The 22646-nt window shown below is 71.7% G+C and carries 3 protein-coding genes (1 of these 3 cut by a window edge); all 3 read left to right on the top strand.

Going from position 1 to position 22646, the window contains the following annotated elements:
- Window positions 1-103 precede the first annotated feature (103 nt).
- Tightly spaced (each overlapping or abutting the next), the 3 genes in view from K5607_RS09785 to K5607_RS09775 form a layout consistent with a single transcriptional unit that may run on beyond the window.
- A complete protein-coding gene (locus K5607_RS09785) occupies window positions 104-9214 on the top strand; it encodes a non-ribosomal peptide synthetase (protein ID WP_221046904.1) in 9111 nt (3036 codons plus the stop codon).
- Window positions 9214-18693 (top strand): SDR family NAD(P)-dependent oxidoreductase, encoded by a 9480-nt coding sequence (locus tag K5607_RS09780; protein ID WP_221046903.1) that lies wholly within the window; start codon window positions 9214-9216, stop codon window positions 18691-18693. Before K5607_RS09785 ends, K5607_RS09780 begins: the two co-directional genes overlap by 1 nt.
- A protein-coding gene (locus K5607_RS09775; protein ID WP_221046902.1) for an SDR family NAD(P)-dependent oxidoreductase crosses the window boundary here: on the top strand, window positions 18690-22646 show its start. It continues 10620 nt past the right edge of the window; only the first 3957 of its 14577 coding nucleotides appear in the window; its start codon is at window positions 18690-18692; the stop codon falls past the right edge of the window. Before K5607_RS09780 ends, K5607_RS09775 begins: the two co-directional genes overlap by 4 nt.

Raw genomic sequence — 22646 nt, 5'->3', positions numbered from 1 at the left:
GGGCCGAAGCAAACTCGGGGCTGGCTAACTCCGGCGTTTCCTGGCGTAATACCTGCCTGAGATTCTATTTCATACCAAGTCGACATCAATGGATTGTGGAAGTGTGGCGAGACGGTTTTCGCTGGATGAGTGCGGTGCTTCGATCGCCGTTGTCGGCATGGCGTGCCGGCTTCCCGGCGCCCAAAGCGTCGAGGCGCTATGGGAATTGCTGGCGTCCGGCGGTTGCGCCGTCCGGCCCATTCCCGCCGAGCGCTGGGATGCCGGCCGTCTCCATCACCCCGAGCGCAAAACGCCGGGCCGCACCGTCAATCGCCGTGCCGGGCTGATCGACGCCATCGACGGCTTCGACGCCGGCTTCTTCGGTATCTCCGCGCGCGAGGCCCGCGCCATGGATCCGCAGCAACGGTTGCTGTTGGAAGAAGCCTGGCACGCCTTGGAAGATGCCGGCATCCCCCCCGAATCCCTGCGCGGCGCCAAAGTCGGCGTTTACGCCGCCGCCATGGCCAACGACTACCAGCAGCACGCCGCTTCGCCGTTCCGTGTTCCCGACGCCTATTCCGCCATCGGCGTATACGCCGCCTTGCTGGCCAATCGCCTATCGGCGTTTTTCGGCTGGCGCGGTGAAAGCGTCACGGTGGACAGCGCCTGCGCTTCGTCGTTGGCCGCTTTGCATCAAGCCCGCTTGGCGCTGCTGACCGGCGCGGTCGACTACTGCGTCGTGGCGGCCGCCAACGCTTTGCTCAGCCCCTGGAAAGCGGTGTCGTTTTCCCAGGCCGGCATGTTGAGCGAGGACGGCCTTTGCAAGACTTTCGCCGACGGCGCCGACGGCTATGTGCCGGGCGAAGGCGCGGTGGTGTTGGTGCTGCGGCGCTGCGGCGACGCCCTGGCGGCGGGGGACCGCATCCACGGCTTGTTGCTGGGCACGGCGCTCAACCACATGGGGCCGACCTCCGGCATCACCGCGCCGTCGGTGGAGGCGGAAGCGGAAGTGGTGCGCGCCGCCCTGGCCCAGGCCGGCGTCGATGCGGCGCGGTTGTCCTATGTGGAGTGTCATGGCACCGGCACCGCGTTGGGCGACCCCATCGAAGTGGAAGCCTTGGCGCGCGTTTTGTCCGGCGAGGGCCGGCAAGAACCGTTGTTGTTGGGATCGGTAAAAACCAACCTCGGCCACCTGGAAGCCGCGGCCGGCTTGGCGGGGGTGGCCAAGGTGATGCTCATGCTGCGCCACGGCCAGGTCCCGCCCACGGTCAATTTGGCGCAGGACAATCCCCTCATCGATTTTGCCGCATTGCCTTGCCGGCCGGCACGCCGGCTGGTTCCCTGGGAAAGCCGGCCGCGTATCGCCGGCGTCAGCGCTTTCGGCTTCGGCGGCGCCGGCGGTCACGCGGTTTTCGCCGAGCCTCCGGCGCCCAAGGCCGTGGCGGCTCCGCCGCCGTCCGGCCAGCCGGTGGCGCTGGCCTTATCCGCCGCCGCCGACGGCGCCTTGCGGGCGCTGGCCTTGCAACTGGCCGAACGGCTCGAACAGCCCGACGCGCCGGATCTGTCCAGCCTGGGTCGGGCGCTGGCTTTGGGGCGCGCTTCCCTGGGCCGGCGGCTCCTGGTCGTCGCCCACGACCGGTTGGAGGCGGCGGCCGCCTTGCGCCGGTCCGATTTGCCGATCCGCGCCAAGCCCGATACCGCGCCCGCCCTGGCGATCCGACTGTCGCCCAGCGCCGGCGGCGCGGCTTGGCGGGCTTTGCGGGCGGAACTGCCCGGCTTGGAACGGATCGCGGCGGCCTTGGAGAGGAAGCTGCGGGCGGCCGGTTTCGATGCCGCCGATCCCGCTGTGGCGGAATTCGTCCACGGGCGGGCCTTGCTCGCCCTGTTGCAGGACTGCGGGTTGCAACCCGGCTTGCTGAGCGCATTCGGCGAGGCGCGGCCGGCCGCGCTGGCCGCCGCCGATGCCTTGGACGACGTCGCGGCGGCCCGTCTCGCCCGCTACGGCCTGGCGGAGGCAGGCAGCCTGCGCCGGCCCACGGTCGCCTATCGGGACGGCGACAGCGGCCTCGAGCTTGCGCCGCTGCGTCCGTCCCCCGCCGCGCTGCAAAGCCTGTTGGCCGGAGCCGAGGCGGTCGGCCCACTGTTGGCGCTGGGTCAGCGTTTGTGGCGGGGCAACTACACCTTCCGCGCCCACTGCGAAGAATGGAGCGATCTGTTGGGCGCATCGCCCGGCGAGCGTTTGCAGGGGCAGCCGTCGGGGCTGGATCTGGCCTTGGCCGTGGCCGCCTCCCTGTGGAGCACTTGCGCGCGCTGGTCGCTGCGGCCGCCGGGCGAGGCCTTGCGATGGCCGGCTTGGCCGTTGGCCGGCTTGGTGGCCGACGGCTTGCTGGAGCGGCGGCTGGCGCTGGAGGTGTTCGCTCAGACCCGGCCGGCCGCCGACCTGGCTTCGTGCTTGGCTCGGGCCGCGCGCTCGCCGGAACGGGGCCGACATCCCTGGCTGGAGCAACAGCGCGCCTACCTCCCCGAACTGGAGGGCCTGGAGTCGCCGCTGGCCGGTCGGCCAGCCGCCCCGGGCGGCGAAACGGCCGATCTGGTATTGGCCATCGGCGCCGGCGACGAAGCGCCGCCGGCGGTTGGCCGCCTGCTGCGCTTCGATCCGGCCGCCGGCGTGGCGGGGCTGGAGCGGGTGTTGGCGGAATTGTGGCATGCCGGCCTGGACGTGCGGCGCTGGGCCCTGGGGCAAACCCGGCCGCACCTCGATTTACCGTTGTATCCCTTCGTCCGCCAATCCTATTGGTTGCCGCGCTTGCCGGAGGATACCGCCCCTCGGCTGTGGGAAACCGGGCAAGCGCTCGGCCGCGAGCAGCCCGCCGAGGGCAGCGGCGAGGCGCCCATCGAGCGATCCCCGGCGCCGCCGGAGCCTACCGGATCCCGCGACTGGCTGGCCTTGCTGCGCCAATGCGTCGCCGATACCCTGGAGGTGGAAGCCGGCGAGGTGGATCTGCACAAATCTTTGGAAAGCCAAGGCATCGGTTCGCTGATTTCCATGGATTTGGTGGCGCGCATCGAACTGAGCACCGGCCTGAGGATCGGCTTGGAAATGGTGGACGAACTGGGCAGCGTGGCGGCTCTCGCCGAACGGCTGGCCAAGGAGGCCGGCGACGGCGGGACCGTGCCGCAAGCCGCCCAAGCCGTCGCGCCGGCCCTGTCCGAGGGCGCCGCCGTAAGGCGCGGCGTGCGGATCGGCTCACCGGGCTTGCTGGATACCCTGGGCGTGGCCGAGCAGGCCTTGCCGGAGCCGGGCCAGGGCCAGGTGCGGGTCCGCGTGCGCGCCGCCGGCATCAACTTCCGCGACTTGATGATCGCCCTGGACGCCTTGCCGGAAGCGCGCGGCGAGCCTTTGGGCCTGGAGTTTTGCGGCGAAATCGAAGCGCTGGGCGCCGGCGTATCCGGGCTGGCGCCGGGGGATAGGGTGTTCGGCATCGCCGCCGGCGCCCTGGCCGGTCGGGTCAACGCCGAGGCGGCGCTGGTGGCGCCCGCGCCGCGCGGCCTGGACGATGCCGCCGCCGGCGCCTTGCCCGTCGCTTACCTCACCGCGCTGCGCTGTCTGGAGCAATTGGAAACCCTGGCGCCGGGGCAAACGGTGTTGATCCATGCGGCAACGGGCGGGCTGGGGCAGGCCGCCCTGCGCTTGGCCCAGCGGGCCGGCGCGCGGGTTTTCGCCACCGCCGGCAGCCGGGAAAAGCGCGCCTGGCTGGAAAGCCAGGGCGTGGCGTTGGCGATGGATTCGCGCGGCCTGGATTTCTCCTCGCAAGTGCTGGCCGCCACCGGCGGCCGCGGCGTCGACCTGGTGCTCAATTCCCTGGCCGGCGCCGCCGTCGACCACGGTTTGGACTGCGTGGCGGAAGGCGGCGTGTTCGTCGAGGTGGGCAAGACCGACATCCGCGATGCGCAGGAGATCGCTCGCCGCCGTCCCGGCATTCGCTACCGGGTTTACGACCTGGTCGGAGAGTTCCGCCGCCAGCCGGACATGATCGGCGAAGCCTTGCGCGCTTTGGCGCGGCGGATCGACGCCGGCGAGCTGGCGCCGCTGCCGGTCGAGACCTTCCCCCTGGAGCAGGCCCGCCAGGCCTTTCAGCACATGGCCAGGGCGCGCCATCGCGGCAAGATCGTGCTGCTGGCGGAGGAGGCGATTATGGGCCCGGACGTCGCTGCCGCGGCGTCTTCCGCCGGGTGCGTCCTGGCAAGCGGCGAGGATTTGCCGCTGGCGGTGGTCGGCCTGTCGGGCCGGTTCCCCGGCGCGGACGATTGCGAGGCCCTTTGGGCGCTGTTGGAGGCCGGCCGCTGCGCCATCGGCGAGGTTCCCGCCGGGCGCTGGTCGCGCCGCGAAATCGACGGGTTCGCCGGCGATTTGCCGGACCCGGCGCGGTTGATGCGCGGCGGCTTTCTGGCCGACGGGGAAAGCTTCGACCACGCGTTTTTCGGATTTTCCCCGCGGGAGGCCCGCGCCACCGATCCGCGCCAACGCCTGTTGCTGGAGGAGACCTGGCTGGCCTTGCACGACGCCGGCCTGCCTTGGCAGGGTTGCGGCGACAGCTTGCGCGACGCCGGCATTGGCGTGTTCGTCGCCGCCGATGCCGGCGATTACGGCTTCAAGCGCGCCTTGGGCGGCGCGCCGGGCGACCAGCTCGCCCTGGCCGGCAATTTGCCGTCCTCCCTGGCGGCGCGGTTGGCGCACGTCTTCGACTGCGCCGGCCCGGCCTTTACCGTGGACCTGGCCTGTTCCTCCTCGTTGGGCGCCCTGTGGGCCGCGCAGCAGGCCTTGCTGCGCGGCGATTGCCGCTGCGCGGTGGTGGCCGCCGTCAGCCTGCATTCCACCCCCTTGTTGGCGGCGCAATTGGGCGCGGCCGATCTGCTGTCGGCCGGCGGGCGTTGTTTGCCGTTCACCCTCGCCGCCGACGGCCTGGTGCCGGCGGAGGCCTGCGTGGCGCTGGTGCTGAAGCCGTTGGCGCGGGCGCGCGCGGACGGCGATAGTGTGCACGGCGTGATACGCGGCGTGGCCGTGGGGCACGAGGGCCTGGGGCGGGGCTTCACCCTGCCCGGCGCGGAAAACCTGGCGCGCCTGCAAGCGGCGACCTTGGCGCGGGCCGGGCTCACCGCCGGGCAGATCGACTTGGTATCGGCCCACGGCGTCGGCATCCGCGGCGGCGACGCGGCGGAAATCGCCGCACTGGCGCAAACCTTCGGCGGACTGGATCAGCCCTTGCCGCTGACCACCCTGAAGCCCCGGCTGGGCCATACCTTGGCGGCGGCGGGATTATGCGCCGTGGTCCATGCGATTTTGCAGATGCGCCGCAATCGGCTGCTGCCGGTCGGCCTGGACGGCCAGTCCTGGACGCCGGAATGGGGCGCCGCACCGTTTTACGCCCCGGATAAGGCCGTTCCCTGGCCGGTTCGCGGCGACGGCCAACCGCGCCGCGCCCTGGTGCATACTTTCGCGCTCAACGGCGGCCACGGCGCCGCCGTCGTCGAAGCGGCGCCGGCCGATTCGGCCCGCGTCGCGCCGCTGGCCCCGCCCGCGCACAGCCTGCGGCGGCGCCGTTTCTGGCTGGAGGAGGCCGAAGCGGCGGACGAGGCTGGGCAAACGCTCGCGCCCCGGGAGGCAAAAGTAGGCGCTGCATCGCCGAACACGGCGCCGTCCGCGCCCGAGCCGCGTTTCCAGGAGGCGCTTGGAAACGATTGCCTGGAAGGCTTGCGTGAGGAGCTGGGCCAGTTGCTGCAAGAGCCTCCCGCCAGCCTGGACCTGGAAGCCACGCCGGTCGTCCTGGGACTGTCGAGCATCCTCGCCATCGAACTGCAACACCGCTTGCAGCGCCGTTTCGGCGTCACCCTGGGCCTGGACGACATACTTGGCGCCACCCGGTTGGCGGAGCTCGCGCCGCGGCTGGCCGGCGGCAGCGGCCCGTCGCCGGAAGCGCCGATGGCGGCCGACGACGCGCCGTTCGAGCCGTTTCCGCTGACCGACATCCAGGCGGCCTACTGGAGCGGCCGCCAGCCCGGCGTGCCCCTCGGCGGAGTGGATTGCCAGGTGTATTGGGAATTCGAGTGCGCCCGGCCGTGGCCTGCGGCGGCGCTGGAGGCCAGTTGGAACCGGCTGGTGGAATTGCATCCCATGTTGCGCGCGGTGGTCGACGGCGACGGCCGGCAAAAAGTGCTGAACGAGGTGCCGCGCTACCGTATCGAGGCGCTGGATTTGACCGATTGCCCGCCGAAGTCCGCCGAGCAGCGGCGGCGGGCGCTGCGGGAAGCCATGAGCGGCGCCGACCTGGACCCGTGCGCCTGGCCGCTGTTCCGTCTGGCGCTGAGTTTCGACGGCCGGCAGAGCCGCCTGCACTTGGCTTTGAACCTGCTGGTGATGGACGTGCTCAGCCTGTATTCCTTGCTCGATCAGCTGGCGCTGTTGTGCGACGCTCCGGCCGCCCCGTTGCCCGCGCCGGCCATCGGCTTCCGCCAGTGCGTGCTGGCCATGCGCGCCGCCGCCGACGGCGACGCTTGGCGCGCCGCCGAGCGCTTTTGGGCCGAGCGCGGCCCGCAATTGCCGCCGGCGCCGGATTTGCCCATGGCGAAACCCCTGGCGCAATTGGGCCGCTTGTCCACCCGGCGCTTCCAGGCGCGGCTGCCGGCGGCGCAATGGCGCGCCATCGCCGCCGCCGCCACAAGACACGGCCTCAGCCCCAGCGTGGCGTTCCTCGGCGTGTTCGCCGGCACCCTGGCCCACTGGACGGCGACGCCGCGTTTCACCCTGAATTTGACCACCCACACCCGGCCGCCCATCCACCCCGACGTCAACCGGGTGGTCGGTAATTTCACCGGCACGGTGCTGCTGGACGTGGACGTGCAAGCCGGGCAGCCTTTGCGGCGGCTGGCCGCGCGCATCGGCGCCCGGCTGATCGAGCACCTGGGCCATGCGGCCTATCCGGGGGTGCAGGTGTTGCGCCGCCGCGCCGCCGCCCAGGGCTGGGACGGCGGTTTGATGCCCGTGGTGTTCACCAGCATGTTGGGCTACGAAAACCTGCGCAGCGGCGGCAAGCACAGCGCCGCGCCGCTGATCGGCAGCCTGTCGCATGGCGCGACCCGGACGCCGCAAGTCACGCTGGACGCCCAGGTGCAGGCGGACGGCGAGGGCTTGTTGCTCAGTTGGGACGTGGCCGAGGGGGTGTTCGCCGACGGCTTGGCGGAGGCCATGTTCGCCGCCTGGGTCGAGGCGGCCCGCGCGCTGGACACGGAGGCCGCCTGGGAGTGGGACATTCCCGCGCAAATCGCCCGGCGGGAGGCGCAAGCGCGCGCCGTTTCCAACGGCGATAGCGGTCCTTTGCCCGAAGAGGCCCTGTTCGCGCCGTTCCTGCGGCAGGCCGCCGCGCACCCCGAGCGCACGGCGCTGATCGCACCGGACCGCAGCTTGAATTACGGCGAACTGGCCGGCTTGTGCGCCGACTTCGCGTTGCGCCTGCGGGCCGCCGGCGCGCGGCCCGGCGAACTGGTGGCGGTGGCCATGGAAAAAGGCTGGCGCCAAGTGATGGCGGCCATCGCCGTACAGATGGCCGGCGCCGCTTATTTGCCCCTGGCGCCCGACTTGCCGGAAGCGCGTTTCGCCCACTTGGCCGAACGGGGCGGCGTAAGAGTCGGCTTGACCGAAGCCGGGCGCCGTCTGAACTGGCCGGCCGGGGTCGAGGTGATCGGCGTCGAAGCGGACGTGCGCCCCAGCGGCGCCGCCGCCGAACCGGCGCGGGTCGCTCCCGACAGCCTGGCCTATGTGATTTTCACGTCCGGCTCCACCGGCGAGCCGAAGGGCGTCATGCTCAGCCATCGCGCCGCGTTGAACACGTGTTTGGATATCAATCGCCGCTTCGCCATCGGGCCGCAAGACCGCGTGCTGGCCCTGTCGGCGCTGAGTTTCGACTTGTCGGTGTGGGACATTTTCGGGTTGTTGGCGGCCGGCGGCGCGCTGGTTTTGCCCCGGCCGGAATCGGCCAGCGATCCGGCCTACCTGGCGGCGTTGGTGCGGGAACAGCAGGTGTCGGTGTGGAACAGCGTGCCCATGTACCTGGAGCTGTTCCTGGCCGGCGAACCGGCGCCGCCGGATGTGGCCAGCCTGCGCATCGTCATGTTGTCCGGCGACTGGATCGCCTTGGGGCTGGCCGGCCGCTTGCGCGCCGTGGCGAGCCAGGCGCGGGTGCATTCCCTCGGCGGCGCCACGGAGGCGGCGATTTGGTCCATCCACTATCCCATCGGCGATGCGCCCAGGCCGGACTGGAGCTCCGTGCCCTATGGCCGCGCCATGGACAACCAGACCATGCAGGTGTTGGACGCGAACCTGCAGCCCTGTCCGGACGGGGTCGCCGGCGATTTGTACATCGGCGGCGTCGGGTTGGCGCTGGGGTATTGGCGCGACCCGGAGCGTACCGATGCGGCTTTCGTCACCCATCCCGCCAGCGGCGAGCGCTTGTACCGCACCGGCGACCTGGCGCGCTGGCGGGAGGAGGGCCTGATCGAATTCCTCGGACGGCGCGACGGCCAGGTGAAAATCGACGGCTTCCGGGTGGAACTGGGCGAGGTGGAAGCGGCTTTGCGCGGCCATCCGGCGGTGCGCGAGGCGGTGGCGGTGGCTCCGGCGGACGCGCAGGGCCGGCGGCGGCTGGCTGCTTTCTGCCTGGCGGAGGCGGACGCCGCGCCGGAGCCGTTGCTCGAATTTTTGCGTACGCGCTTGCCGAGTTATATGGTGCCCAAGGCGCTGCGCATCCTCGATGCCTTGCCCTTGACCGACAACGAGAAAGTGGACCGGCGGGCGCTGGCGGAATTAGCGTTCCGGGAGCCGGAGAGCGCCGCCGCCGAGTCGTCCTCGGTCGACGTCGGGGAGCTGGAGCGCCGCTTGGCGGAACTGTGGGGCGAGATTCTGGCGGAAGGGCGGCCGGTGTCCCGCCTGCCGGACGTCCAGCGCAATTTGTTCGAGCTGGGCGCCGACAGCCTGATGGCGGTGGTCGCCGCCCGTCGTATCTCCAACGAACTGGGCTTGCCCTGCAGCGTGACCGAAATCTTCGAACACGCTACCATCGGCCGCTTGGCAGGGGCGTTGGCCGGGCGCGCGGCGCAAAGCGTCGCGCCGGCCGCGCCCGCCGCCGCGTCCCCTCGTCCCAGCCGGGTCGATTTGCGCAGCGCTTTCCGCTCGAGATTGTAATGACCCGAACGAATCAGCCGACCTTGCCTACGGATGCCGACCGCGCCATCGCGGTCATCGGCATGGCCTGCCGTTTACCGGGGGCGCCGGGCTTGGACGCCTATTGGCAAATGCTGCTGGAAGGCCGCAGCGGCATCGTCGCCAGCGGCGACGAGGCGTTGCGCGCCAACGGCATTCCCGCCGAGCTGCTGAACCATCCGCACCTGGTGCGCCGCTTCGGCGTGCTGGACGGCGTGGAGGATTTCGATGCCGCCGCCTTCGGGATTCCGCCGGCGCGGGCCGCCGTGCTCGACCCGCAGCAGCGCATTTTGCTGGAACTGGCGGTGGGAGCGCTGGAACACGCCGGTTACGCCGGGGAGGACGAGGCCGGCAGCATCGGTGTCTACGTGTCCCTGGCCCACTGTTCCTACCGGGCCGGCGCGGCGGCGGATTCCGCCGGCGGCTTTTTCGGCCTGACCGCCAGCGACAAGGATTACGGCGCCACCCGCATTTCCTACGCCCTGGATTTGACCGGCCCCAGCCTGACGGTGCAGTCGGCCTGCTCCGGCTCCCTGGCGGCACTGCACATGGCGGTGGAAGCGCTGTTGTCGGGACAGTGCGACATGGCCCTGGCCGGCGGCGCTTCGCTGTTGTTGCCCCAAGGCGCCTACTTGGCTGCTCCCGGCCTGATGCTGGCGCCGGACGGCCAATGCCGGCCCTTCGACGCGGCGGCATCGGGCACCGTGCCGGGCAACGGGGCGGGGTTGGTGGCGCTGAAGCGGTTGGATCGCGCCCTGGCCGACGGCGATACGATCCACGCGGTGGTGCTCGGCTCGGCCATCGCCAACGACGGCGCGCGCAAGGTGGATTACCTGGCGCCCGGCGCTCGCGGCCAGATGCGCGCGGTGGGGGAGGCCTGGTCGGTGGCCGGCATCGAGCCGGCCAGTCTGGGCATGATCGAAGCCCACGGCACCGGCACCGCCATTGGCGATCCCATCGAAATCAACGCCCTCGGCCGGTTGTTCGCCCATTTCGCCGAGCAGGGCCTGGCGCCGCCGGAGCTCTGCCGGATCGGTTCGGTGAAGGCCAACATCGGCCATTTGAACGTCGCCAGCGGTATCGCCGGCTTCATCAAGGCGGTGTTGGCGGTGCGCGAAGGCGTCATCCCCGGCGTACCCGGTTTCCATAGCCCCAATCCGGCGGCGCCCTTCGCCGGCACGCCGTTGCGGCTGTCCGCCGAAGCGCAGCCCTGGAGCGGCTGGCGCCGCGCCGGGGTAAGTTCCTTCGGCTTCGGCGGCACCAACGTCCACGTGGTGCTGGAACAGCCGCCGCAGGCGCAAAGGCCGACCCACGGACCCTGCGGGCCGCTGCTGTTGCCCCTGTCCGCCCACGATTCGGCGGCGCTCGACCGATTACGCCGCGACCTGGCCGACTATCTCCGCCGGGACACTGCCGCCGATTTCGCCGACATCGCCTACACCTTGCAGCGGGGCAGGGCGGCGCGGCCGGTGCGCGCCGTGATACTCGCCGGCGATGCGCGCGAAGCCTCGGCCTTGCTGGCGGCTCCCGGCCCTCTGCCGGAAATCGCCGCCGCCGATCCCTTGGGCGCCGCCGCGCAGGCCTGGCTGGCCGGGGAAAGCGTGGATTGGGAACGCGCGCCGGGGGCGGCCCAGGGCCGCCGCGTCCCTTTGCCCACGTATCCCTTTGCCCGCCAGCGCCACTGGCTGGACCAGCACCCCGCCTGGCCGCTGGGCGCGCCGGCGGGGACCCAATCCGGCGGGAACCCCGTCACTGCGCCGCCCCGGCAGGGAGCGCCGGAGACCTGGGACGGCGCGTCGGGAGGGGCGGAGACGTCCCCGTCACCCGAGCTCGGCTCCGCCGCCCGGCCCTCGGTATTGGCCTGGTTGACGGAGATTTTCGCCGAAGCCTTGCAGCGCGAGGCCGCCGGCGTGCCGGCGGACGCCGGCTACGATCAGCTCGGCCTGGACTCGCTGCTGGTGGTCTCCATTACCGGCCGCGTGCGCGAAGTGTTTCCCGACGTGCGCGGCTCCTTGTTGTTCGAGCATAAAACCCTGGGCGAGCTGGCGGCCCACTTGGAAGGCGAGTTGGCGCGCAATCCCGCCGCCCAGCAGGCTTTCGGCCTGGGCCGGGAGGCCGCCGCCGAGCCGGCCGGCGCGGCCTATCCTTGCGATGCGGCCGGCGACGCCATCGCCGTTATCGGGCTGGCGTGCCGCCTGCCCGGCGCGGAAGACCCGGCGGCGCTGTGGGAGTTGTTGGAAAACGGCCGCAGCGCCATCGGCCCCATCCCGGCCGATCGGCGCTGGGACGCGGGCGACGGCAGCGTGGTGCCGCACCGGGCGGCGTTCATCGAGTCGGTTGACCGCTTCGACGCGCTGTTTTTCGGCATCGCCCCGGCCGAGGCGCGGCGCATCGATCCGCAGGCGCGCTTGTTCCTGGAAACCGCCTGGGCCGCGCTGGAGGATGCCGGCCTGACTCCCGCCGCGTTGAAGGCGTCGGCCCGGCGCGCCGGCGGCGAGGCCGACGTGGGCGTGTTCGTCGGCGTGATGAACATGCCCTACCGCTTGCTGGCCCACGCCGCCGACGCGGCGGGGCAGGTGGTGCAGGCTAACCACTGGTCGGTGGCCAACCGGGTTTCCTACCATTTCGATTTCACCGGCCCCAGCTTGGCGGTGGACACTGCCTGCTCGGCGTCTCTGGCCGCCCTGCACCTGGCTTGCGAAAGCCTACGGCGCGGCGAATGCGGCGCCGCCCTGGCGGGCGGCGTCAACCTGATCCTCGACGCGGTGCAGCAACGCGAGTTGGTGCGCATGGGCATGCTGTCTCCCAGCGACGTCTGCCGCAGCTTCGGCGTGGGCGCCGACGGTTTCGTGCAAGGGGAGGGCGTCGGCGCGGTGTTGCTGAAACCCCTGGCCGCCGCCCGTGCCGACGGCGACCGCATACTCGGCGTGATCCTTGCCAGCGCTTGCAACGCCAATGGCCGCACCGGCGGCTACACGGTGCCCAATCCCAAGGCGCAGGCCGCCGTCGTCCGCACCGCCTTGGCCGGCGCCGGCATTCCCGCCGCCAGCGTTTCCGCCATCGAATGCCACGGCACCGGCACGGCGCTGGGCGATCCCATAGAAATCGCCGGCCTGGCGGAGGTGTTCGACGCCCAGGCCGCGCGTGGCGAAATCGCCATCGGCTCCATCAAGTCCAATATGGGCCATTTGGAAAGCGCCGCCGGCATGGCGAGCCTGGCCAAAGTGCTGCTGCAACTGCAATACCGCCGCCTGGCGCCTAGCCTCAACGCCGAGCGGCTCAATCCGGAATTGCGCCTGGAGCGCACCCGATTCCGGGTGCAGACCCAGGCGGCGGATTGGTGCGCGCCGTCGGACGCCGGCGGCAGGCCGTGGCCGCTCCGCGCCGGATTGTCCGGTTTCGGCGCCGGCGGCGCCAATGTCCATTTGGTGCTGGAGGAAGCGCCGCCGGCGTTGCCGGCCGATGCGCCGCGGCACAGCCGCCAGCCGATCCTGTTGTCCGCGGCTGAGGCGGAGGCCTTGCCGCGCCTGGCCCAGCGCCTGGCGCAGCGCATCGCCGCCGATCCGGCGCTGGCGGCGGACGACGCCGGCCTGGCCGATCTGGCCTATACGCTGGCGGTGGGCCGCGCCGCCCTGGCGGTGCGCGCCGGATTCGTCGCCCACGATCGCGCAACCCTGTTGGAAGGATTGGCGCGGTTGGCCGCGAACGATTCGACCCCGCCGACCGCCGAAGGCGAGGCGGAGACGTCGATGCGCCGTTGGATCGGCGGGGAATACGTCGATTGGGCCGCTTTCTGGGCCGGCGAGCGGCGGCGGCGCATCGCGTTGCCGACTTATCCGTTCCACGGGCCGCGGCTGTGGTTGAACGGCGAAGCCGAAGCCGCCCCCGAGGCCGCCGTGCGCAGCCCCTGGATCGCGGCCGGCGCCGCGCCGCCCTGGCGTTTCTCCATCGATTCCGCCATGCCCCTGCTGGACCAGCACCGGGTTGACGGCAAGCCCTATTTGCCCGGCGTCGCGTCCGCCACCCTGGCCATGGCGGCGGCGGAAGCCGCCGGATTGGCGGTGGCGGGCGTGGGCGACGTGGTGTGGAAGAGGGCTGTGGAACCCGGCGCCAGCGGTTTGAGCCTGCTGTTGGCCTTGACCGCCGACGGCGGCCGGCAGCGCTTCCGCCTCACCGGTACCGACGGCGGCGAAGCGTTGGTGGAAGGCCTGCTGCTGACGGGGAGCGCGCCGCCGGCCGGCGGCGAAGCGGTGCCGGCGGTGGACAGTCTGGCCGGGGCTGAAACGCTGGATCAGGAACAAGTGCGCCGCCGCTTGAACGCCGCCGGCCTGGCCCACGGTCCGGCGTTGCGCGCCATCCTCCGTTTGCGCCTGGGGAACGGACAAGTGCTGGCGGAGCTGGAGCGACCGGAGTCGGCGTCCCGCCTGCTGGGCGACTGGAATCCTTGCCCCTCGCTGTTGGACAGCGCTTTGCAGGCGGCCTGCACGCTGCTGCTGGACGGTTCCGATGCCGTTCAACCGCTGCCGCTGGGACTGGAGAGGCTGTGGCTGCTGGACAAGCATTGGCCGGAGCGGCTCCGCGTCCACGCCCGCGTGGCGGAGCGCAGCGCCGGCTATGCCCGCATCGACCTGTCCATCGGCGACGCCGGCGGGCGGCCGTTGTGCCGCATGCAAGGACTGACCGCGCGGTTATTGCCCAGGACGGCGGCGCCGGCCGACGGGGTGCCGCTGTTCGTTCCGCGCTGGCGCGGTTGCCCGGACGATGCCGCCGGCACGCCGCCCATCCTGCCGGCGCAAGGCCCCTTGGCGCTCATCGCGCCGCAGGCCGACGCCCCGCTGGCCGCCGCCGCCCGCTCCGCCCTGGCCGGCCGCGAGGTGCGGGAGTTCGGCGTGGACGAGTTCCTGGCGCTGGCCGAAGAGGGGCGCCCCGCTTGCCTGGTGTATGTCCATCCCGTCGAAACGCTGCCTTCTTCGCCGCCCGAGTCCCTGCGCCTGCTGGAGCTGTTGGCGGCGTTGAACGGGGCGGCGCGGCCGGCGGCCTTGGTCTTGCTGACTCAAGGGGTGCACGCCACCGGTCCCGGCGAGCGCAACCTGCCCTGGGCGGCGGCGGCCATCGGCCTGGCGCGCACCGCCATGAATGAAAACGCCCGCTTGCGGGTTTCCTGCCTAGACCTGGACGACCCCGGCGTGTTGCCGCTAGCGCTGGCCGGCGGCGCCGATCCGCTGGGATTGCCGATCGCCTGGCGCGGCGGCCGGCGGCTGGCCCCGCGCCTGGAGGCTTGGCGCGGCGGGGCGGTGCCGGCCGCCGCGCCGGTGAACGGCGGCGACCATATCCTCATCGTCGGCGGCGCCGGCGGTATCGGCACGGCTTTGGCGCAACGCTGGAGCCGGCGCCACGGCGCGCGCTGCACCCTGGTCGGCCGGCGTCCCGCCGATGGGGTGCCGACGGGCGGCGGGTCCCTGTATCTGCAGGCGGATGTCACCGATGCCGCCGCCCTGGCCGCCGCCGTCGCCGCCGCCGAAGCGCGGCAAGGCCCGGTCACCGGCGCCATCCACGCCGCCCTGGTGATGGAAGACCGCACCGTGTGCAATATGTCGCGCGAGGACTATATCGCTGCTTTGGAGGTCAAGCGCCTGGGTCTGCACCATCTGCACGAATCCCTGCGCGGACGCCCGCTGCGCTGGCTGTGCGCGTTTTCTTCGGTGAACAGCTTCGCCGCCAACGCCGGCCAAGCCAATTACGTGGCGGGTTGCGCGGTGAAGGACGCCCTGGCCCTGAGCCTGGACGGGCAGGCCGGTTTCCCGGTGCGCGTCGTCAACTGGGGATATTGGGGCGACATCGGCCGGGTGGCTACGGACGAATACCGGCAGCGCATGGCGCGCCTCGGCGTCCATTCCATCGGCGTGGAGGAGGGGCTGGACGCCCTGGAGAAAATTTTGGCGGGAACGGAGCCGCAGGTGCTGGCGATCCGCGCCGAGCCGGCGGTGCTGGCGCAGCTGGGATACGAGGCCGGCGCGGAAGCGGAAGTTGAAGCGGATGTCGAAGCGGAGGCGCCGGCCGGCGATTTGTTCGCCGCCGCCCAGCGGCAAGCCCTGGCGACGAACGAAGCCAGCCGCGCCGCCATGGCAAGCGCCAGTGGCGATTACTGCGAACTGGACGAGTTGTCGGTGCTGGCGCTGGCGGAATGGTGGCGCGGCCGGGATTGGCCGGACGCCGCCGAGCCGGACGAACTGGCGCACAGCCTGGGTCTGGTTCCGGAACAGCGGCGCCAGTTCGAGGCCCTGCTGGACATGCTGGTGCGGCACGGCTATTTGGCCCGGCGCGACGCCCGCATCGAAACGGGCGTCCGCGCCCTGCCGGACGCCGCCGTCGGCGCCGCCCGCCGCGCCGCGTTCCTGCAACGGGCGCCGCAGTTCGCCGCCCATCTGCGTCTGCTCGACGTGTGCCTGGCCCAATATCTCAGCGCCTTGCGCGGCGAGGTCGCGCCCACCGAGGTGCTGTTCCCGGACATGTCCATGTCCCTGGTGGAGGCCATGTACCGGGGCAATGCCATGGTGGACCACTTCAACGACAAGCTGGCCGCCGCCGTCGCCGCCGCGCAGCGGCAACACGGCGGCGGCCGGCCGTTCCGCGTGCTGGAATTCGGTTCCGGCACCGGCGGCACCAGCCAGCGGGTGCTGCCGGCCTTGGCGGCCGGCGCCGAGTACGACTACACGGACATCTCGCCCGGTTTCCTGAGCCACGGCAAGAAACAATTCCAGGCCGACTACCCGTTTGTCCGTTTCAAGCTGTTCAACCTGGAAAATCCGCCGGACCCGGCGCTGTTTCCCGCCGCCGGCTACGACGTCGCTTTCGGCGCCAACGTCATCCACGCCACCCGCGATTTGTCGCGCTCGCTGGAGCACGTCGGCCGGCTGATCCGGCCCGGCGGGCTGCTGATGCTGTATGAAATGGTCGCCAACCACGACTTCGTCACCATCACCTTCGGGCTGCTGCCGGGGTGGTGGCTGGCGGAAGACCCGCGCTTGCCCCATGGCCCCTTGCTGGACGCGGCTTCCTGGCGCCGGCTGCTGGGCGCCAACGGCTTCGACGCCGTCGGCGTTTTCGGCCAGCCCGACGCGGAGGACGAAAACCAAGCCAGCCATGCGCTGATCGTCGCCCGCCGCGCCGGCCGGCCAGTCGAGCCGCGCGAGAAGCGCGGCTTGCTGCGGGGACGCTTGCGGCGGGGGGCCGCCGCGTCCGTTCCCTCCGGCGCCGCGCGGGAGTCCGCTGTTTCCGCTGGCGACAGTGCCCTGGCCCGGGGGGGCAAGCCGCCGGAAGCGGCCGATGCCTCGGCGGCCTTGGAGGACCAAGTGCTGGCCTGCGTCGCCGCGACGTTGGAAATACCGCCCGACAAGCTGGACCTGGAGCGCGGCCTGTCCGATTACGGCGCCGACTCCATCTTGGGCGTGCAACTGGTTCGCGACCTGAACCGCCGTTTCGGCGTGGAGTTGAAGCCCACCACTCTGTTCAGCCATCCCTCGGTGCGCGCCGTGGCGCGCCATTTGGCCGAGCAGCACGGGGTGCGGGCGGCGGCCGCCGCCGCTCCGCAAGCCGATGCAATGCCCGCCGCGCCGGCGGCAAGCCCGGCGGACCAGGACGCTATCGCCGTCATCGGCATGGCCGGCCGTTTCCCCGGCGCCGCCGACATCGGCGAATTCGAGCGTCTGCTGCTGAACGGCGTGTGCGCCGTCGGCCCGGTGCCGGAAGAGCGTTGGGAACACGCCCGGGTATACGACCCCCGGCCGTTGCGGGCCGGCCGCAGCATTTGCCCGGAGGGCGGCTTCCTGGCCGACGCCTACGGTTTCGATCCGGAGTTTTTCGGCCTGTCGCCGGCGGAGGCCACGGCCATGGATCCGCAGCAGCGCTTGTTCCTGATGGCCGCCTGGCACGCCCTGGAGGACGCCGGCCTGTCGTCCCCCGCGCTGAAAAACGTCAACTGCGGCGTTTACGCCGGCAACGTGGCCGGCGATTACGGCCGCTTGCTGGAGGCCGCCGGCCATCCCGGCGACGCCCACAGCTTCATGGGATCGGCCGCCTCCATGCTGCCGGCGCGCATCGCCTACCACCTGGATCTCAAGGGGCCGGCGATTTCCATCGACACCGCCTGCTCGTCGTCGCTGGTGGCCATCGCGGAAGCCTGCGAGGCGCTGCGCGGCGGGCGTTGCGAATTGGCCCTGGCGGGCGGCGTGGCGGCGCTGTTCACGCCCGGTTTCTACGTGGTCGCTTCCAACGCCGGCATGCTGTCGCCCACCGGCCGCTGCCACACGCTGGATGCCGCCGCCGACGGCTTTGTGCCCGGCGAGGCGGTGGCGGTGATGGTGTTGAAGCGGCTGGATCGCGCCCTGGCCGACAATAACCGCATCCTCGGCGTGATTCGCGGCTGGGGCACTAATCAGGACGGCGCTTCCAACGGCATCACCGCGCCCAGCGCAACCGCGCAGACCGCTTTGATCCGCGACGTGCACCGGTGTTTCGGCATCGACCCGGCCGGCATCGATTACGTGGAGCTGCACGGCACCGGCACGCGGCTCGGCGATCCGGTGGAAATGGAAGGCTTGGCGGGCGCGTTCGGCGACTCGAATTCCGTGTGCGGCGTCGGCTCGGTGAAATCCAACGTCGGCCACACCCTGGCCGCCGCCGGGGCGGTGGGCCTGGCCAAAGTGCTGCTGGCGCTGCGGGCGGAAGTCTTGCCGCCTAGCTTGCATTTCCAGCGGCTCAACGCGGACATTCAGCTCGACGGCACGCCGTTCCGTCCGGTCGCCGAACTCACGCCCTGGCCGCGCCGGACGGACAAGCCGCGCCGCGCCGGGGTCTCGGCCTTCGGCTTTGCCGGCACCAACGCCCATCTGGTGGTGGAGGAGGCGCCCCAGCGGGCGCAGATTTCCGCGGCCGGCCCTTGGCTGTTCGTGCTGTCGGCGCGCAGTCCCGGCGCTTTGATGCGCCGCGCCGCCGATCTGGCCGCCTGGCTGCGCGCCAATCCCGACGCCGATCCCGCCGCGCTGGCCGCCACGCTGGCGCTGGGGCGGATGCACTTCAAACAGCGCGCCGCCTTGGTCGCCGACAGCCTGGCGGCGTTGCCGGACTGGCTCAACGACGTGGCGGAAGGACGCTGGCAAAGCCCCGCCCGGCCTTTGTCCGGCACGGATTTGGACGCCTGGGCGGAAACCTATAGGCAAGGCGGCGAGCCGCCTTGGCAAAGCCTTTGGCCGCAGTCCCGGCCACAGCCCTTATCCTTGCCCGGTTATCCTTTCGAGCGGCGCATCTACCGGCCGGCCCTGTCGCCCCGGCTCATCGCCGGAATCGGCAGCGCCGCCGCCGTCGAGGAGGAGGCGCCGGCCGACGCCGGCCGCGATATCCTGGCCGCCGTCACTAGCCATTTGGACCGCCTCGCCCCCCGCGCCGAGGAAACCGAAGCATGAAGCCATTCGACTTGCCGCAAGACCCCGCGTTGCTGCTCGATCCCTGGTGCCGCGCCTTGCTGGCGCGGGCCGTGCGCGCGGCCGGGCTGGACCCCGCCGCCGCGCCCGGCGCCGACGCCCTGGCGGCGGCGTTTCGCGCGCCGGCCAAATTCCGTCGCCTGCTGGACGCTTACGCGGCGCTGCTGCGGCAACCGGCGGCCACCGACGCCGATGGGTTGCGCGGGAGCCTGTTGCGCGAAACGCCGGCGCTGGCCGCCCATATCGCCCTGGCCGAGGCCTGCGCGGCGGCGCTGCCGGCGGTGCTGGCGGGCGATGTGCCGGCGACCGAGGTGTTGTTTCCCGGCGGCTCGTTGAGCCGGGTGGAGCCCATTTATCGGGACAATCCTTGGGCCGATTATTTCAATCGCCTCACCGCCGAAGCTTGCCTGCAAGTCCTGGAGGCGCGGCTGGCCCAGCGGCCCGGCAGTACCGTGCGCATTGTGGAAATCGGCGCCGGCACCGGCGGCACCACCGGCTGCGTGCTGGGCAAGCTCGCCGAACGGCGCGACGCCTTCGAATACGTCTACACCGACTTGTCGCCGGGCTTCGTCCAGCACGGCCGGCAGGTTTTCGGCGAGCGGGGCTATCGCATGGAGTTCCGCCGCCTGGACATCGAGCAGCCGCCGGCCACGGGATCGCCGTCCTTGGGCCAAGCGCACATCGTCATCGCCACCAATGTGCTGCACGCCACCCGCCGCATCGATAGGACGTTGGACCACGTGCGCGCCCTGGCGGCGGACGACGGCCTGTTGCTGCTCAACGAATTGACCCGTGCCGACGCATTCGCCGCCTTGACCTTCGGCCTGCTGGACGGCTGGTGGTGTTTCGAGGACGGCGAGCAGCGCTTGCCCCATGGGCCGATCCTGTCGGCTTCGGGCTGGCGCGGGGCGCTGGCGCGAAGCGGATTCAGCGTGCCCGCCGTGTACGGCTGGGGCGGGCGGCTGGACGGTTTCCAATGCCTGTTCGTCTGCGCGGTGGATGCCGCCCATCGTTCCCACGCACCGCGTGGGAACGCTTCCGGGGACGCACTGCGTCCCGCAGCGAGCCAAGGGACGGGGAGTTCCAGCGGCGCTTCGCTGCCCCTTACGGGCCGCGCTCCCGCGCAGAGCGCCGGAACGATAGGCGCTGTGCGCCGCCAAGTACGCGCCGTGTTGGCCCAGCGGCTGGGTTTCGCGGAGGACGAGGTCGGCTGGGACCGCCCGTTCGCCGAGCTGGGGGTGGATTCCATCGTCGCCCCACAATTCGCCGCCGACTTGTCCGAGACGCTGCGGGCGCCGGTGGACGCGGTGGACATCTACAACCACGGCACCGTCGCCCTGCTGGCGGAAGTCTTGACGGAGCGGCTGCCGGCGGAACGGCCGGCGGCGGAGCCGCAATCGGCGCAAGCCGACGGGAAGGACGACGCCATCGCCGTCATCGGCCTGGCCTGCCGGTTCGCCGGCGCCGTCGACGCCGAGGCGTTCTGGTCGTTGCTGGAGCAGGGCCGCGACGCCACCGCGCCGCTGGCCAACCGGCGCTGGGCCGGTGCGGAATCCGCCATGGCCGCCGGCTTGCTGCCGGAAGCCGATTGCTTCGATCCGGATTTCTTCCGCCTGTCCCATGCCGAGGCCGAGGTAATGGACCCCCAACAGCGGGTGTTCCTCGAAGAATGCTGGCACGCCCTGGAAGACGCCGGGCTCGGCCCGCACCGGTTGGAAGGCAAAGCCTGCGGCGTGTTCGTCGGCGTGGCGGCGCAAAACCACCCGGCCAACCAGGGCGAGCCGCGCGCCGCCCTGGGCAATTCCAACGCCATTTTGGCCGCGCGCATCGCCTATCACCTGAACCTGAAAGGCCCGGCGTTGCCGGTGGACACCGCCTGCTCGTCCTCCCTGGTGGCTATCCACTTGGCCGCCCAGTCGATCCTGGCTGGCGATTGCGATCTGGCCCTGGCCGGCGGCGTTTCGGTGCTGCTGTGCAACCAGGCCCTGCCGCGCTTCCTGTTGGAATCGGGCATGGTGTCGCCCAGCGGCCGGTGCCGGGCTTTCGACGCGGCCGCCGACGGCTTCGTGCCCGGCGAGGGCGTCGGCGTGGTGGTGTTGCGCCGGCTCAGTCAGGCGCTGGCCGACGGTGACCGCATCCTCGGCGTGATTCGTGCCGGCGGCATCAACCAGGACGGCCGCACCAGCGGCATCACCGCCCCTAGCGGCCCGGCCCAGTTAGCCCTGTTGCAGCGGGTGTGGCAGCACGGCGGCATCGATCCGGCCAGCCTGTCGTTGATCGAGGCGCACGGCACCGGCACGCCGCTGGGCGATCCCATCGAAGTGCAATCCCTCGCCGCCGCTTTTGGCGGCAAGGGCCGCTGCGCCCTGGGTTCGGTCAAGCCCAATATCGGCCACACCCTGACGGCGGCGGGCGTCGCCGGCGTCGCCAAGGTGCTGTTGGCCTTGCGCGAGCGCACCATTCCGCCCAGCCTGCATTACCGCACGCCCAATCCGCGCCTGAAGCTGGACGCTTCGCCATTTTACGTGCCGCTGCAAGCCGAACCGTGGCAAGCGGCCGCGCCGCGCCGCGCCGCCGTGAGCAGCTTCGGTTTTTCCGGCACCAATGCCCATTTGGTGATCGAGGAGGCGCCGCCGCTTCCCGCCTCTCCCGACGGACCGCACGAGGGGCGGGAGCCAGGTTCTCCGGCGGCGCTTGGTAACGATGAGGAGGCGCTGCTTTTGCTCTCGGCCGCTACCCCGGAAGCGCTGCGGCGTTTGGCCGGACGCTTGGAGGCGTGGCTGGAGCGGCGCGCCGACACCCGTTTGGCCGACCTGTGCCGCACCCTCAACGCCGGGCGCGCTTTCCTGGCCGAGCGGGCGGCGTTGCTGGCCGGCGACCTGGAAACCTTGCGCCGCGCCCTGCGGGCGCTGGCCGCGAGCCGAGAAGACGCGGCGCTGGTGCGGGACGGCGCCAGCCTGGCGGCGGCGGGGGAGACATGGCGTATCCAGCCCGGCGACGACCGGCGCCGGGTCGCCGGCCATTTCGTTGCGGGCGGCGCGGCGGACTGGGAGCGCCTGCACGGCGGCGGCCGGGTATTGTCGCTGCCGGGCTACCCCTTCGCGCGGGACCGTTTCCCGTTGCCGTCGGAGCCCGCGGGCGACGGCGTCGAATTGCTGGAGTCGATCCTGCCGGCCGGCGATCCGAGCTATACCGGCCACTGTTGGGACGGCCGGGCGATTTTTCCCGCCACCGCTTTGCTGCTGCTGGCGGCGCGCGGCCAAGGCGGCAAACCCTGCGTGGTGGAGGACGTGCGCTGGCACAGCCCCTTGCCGGCAGTGGAAGGCACCGCGCGGCTGCGCTTGGCGGCCGGCGGCCGGATGGCGCTGGAAAGCGGCGAGGGCTGTCACGCCGAGGCGGCGGTGCGCGCGGCCCGGCCGGAAGAAACGCCGCGCGATGCCGCTTGGCGGGAGCCTTTGCCGGAAGGCCTGGGGCGGGCGGAGGTGTACCGGATTTTCGCCGACATGGGGTTCGACTACGGTCCGGCGTTCCAGGTGATCGAACGGCTCGCCGCCCGCGACGGGCGGGCGCTGGCCCATCTCGATTGGCCGGCCGGCGCCCAACGCGGGCGCATGCCGGCCATCGGCCTGCTCGATGGCGTCATCCAGTCGGCCCTGGGCCTGTTGGGCGGCGGCGAGCAGCCGGCCACGGTGTTGCCGGTGGGGCTGGAGCGGGCCTGGATCGACGCCGCCGGCCTGACGGCGCCGTTGCGGGTGGAGGTGCGCGAGGGCAATGGCGCCGCGCGCGCCGGCGAGCGCCGCTTGGATCTGCTGGCCTGGAACGCCGCCGGGCAGGTCGCCGCGCGGTTGGACGGCCTGGCCGTGCGGCTGTTGCCGGCCCGCGATCCGGTGGAGCCCTTGCTCTACCGGCCGGGTTGGCGTTTGGCCGAGCCGCCG

It is taken from the genome of Methylogaea oryzae (genome assembly GCF_019669985.1).
Lineage (GTDB): Bacteria > Pseudomonadota > Gammaproteobacteria > Methylococcales > Methylococcaceae > Methylogaea > Methylogaea oryzae.
The sequence above is the reverse complement of the archived record's forward strand: the minus strand, read 5'-3'. Positions and strand labels throughout refer to the sequence as shown.

Coding starts and splice junctions, on each gene's coding strand:
- K5607_RS09780 (WP_221046903.1), top strand. CDS start 9,214: ATGACCCGAACGAATCAGCCGACCTTGCCTACGGATGCCGACCGCGCC.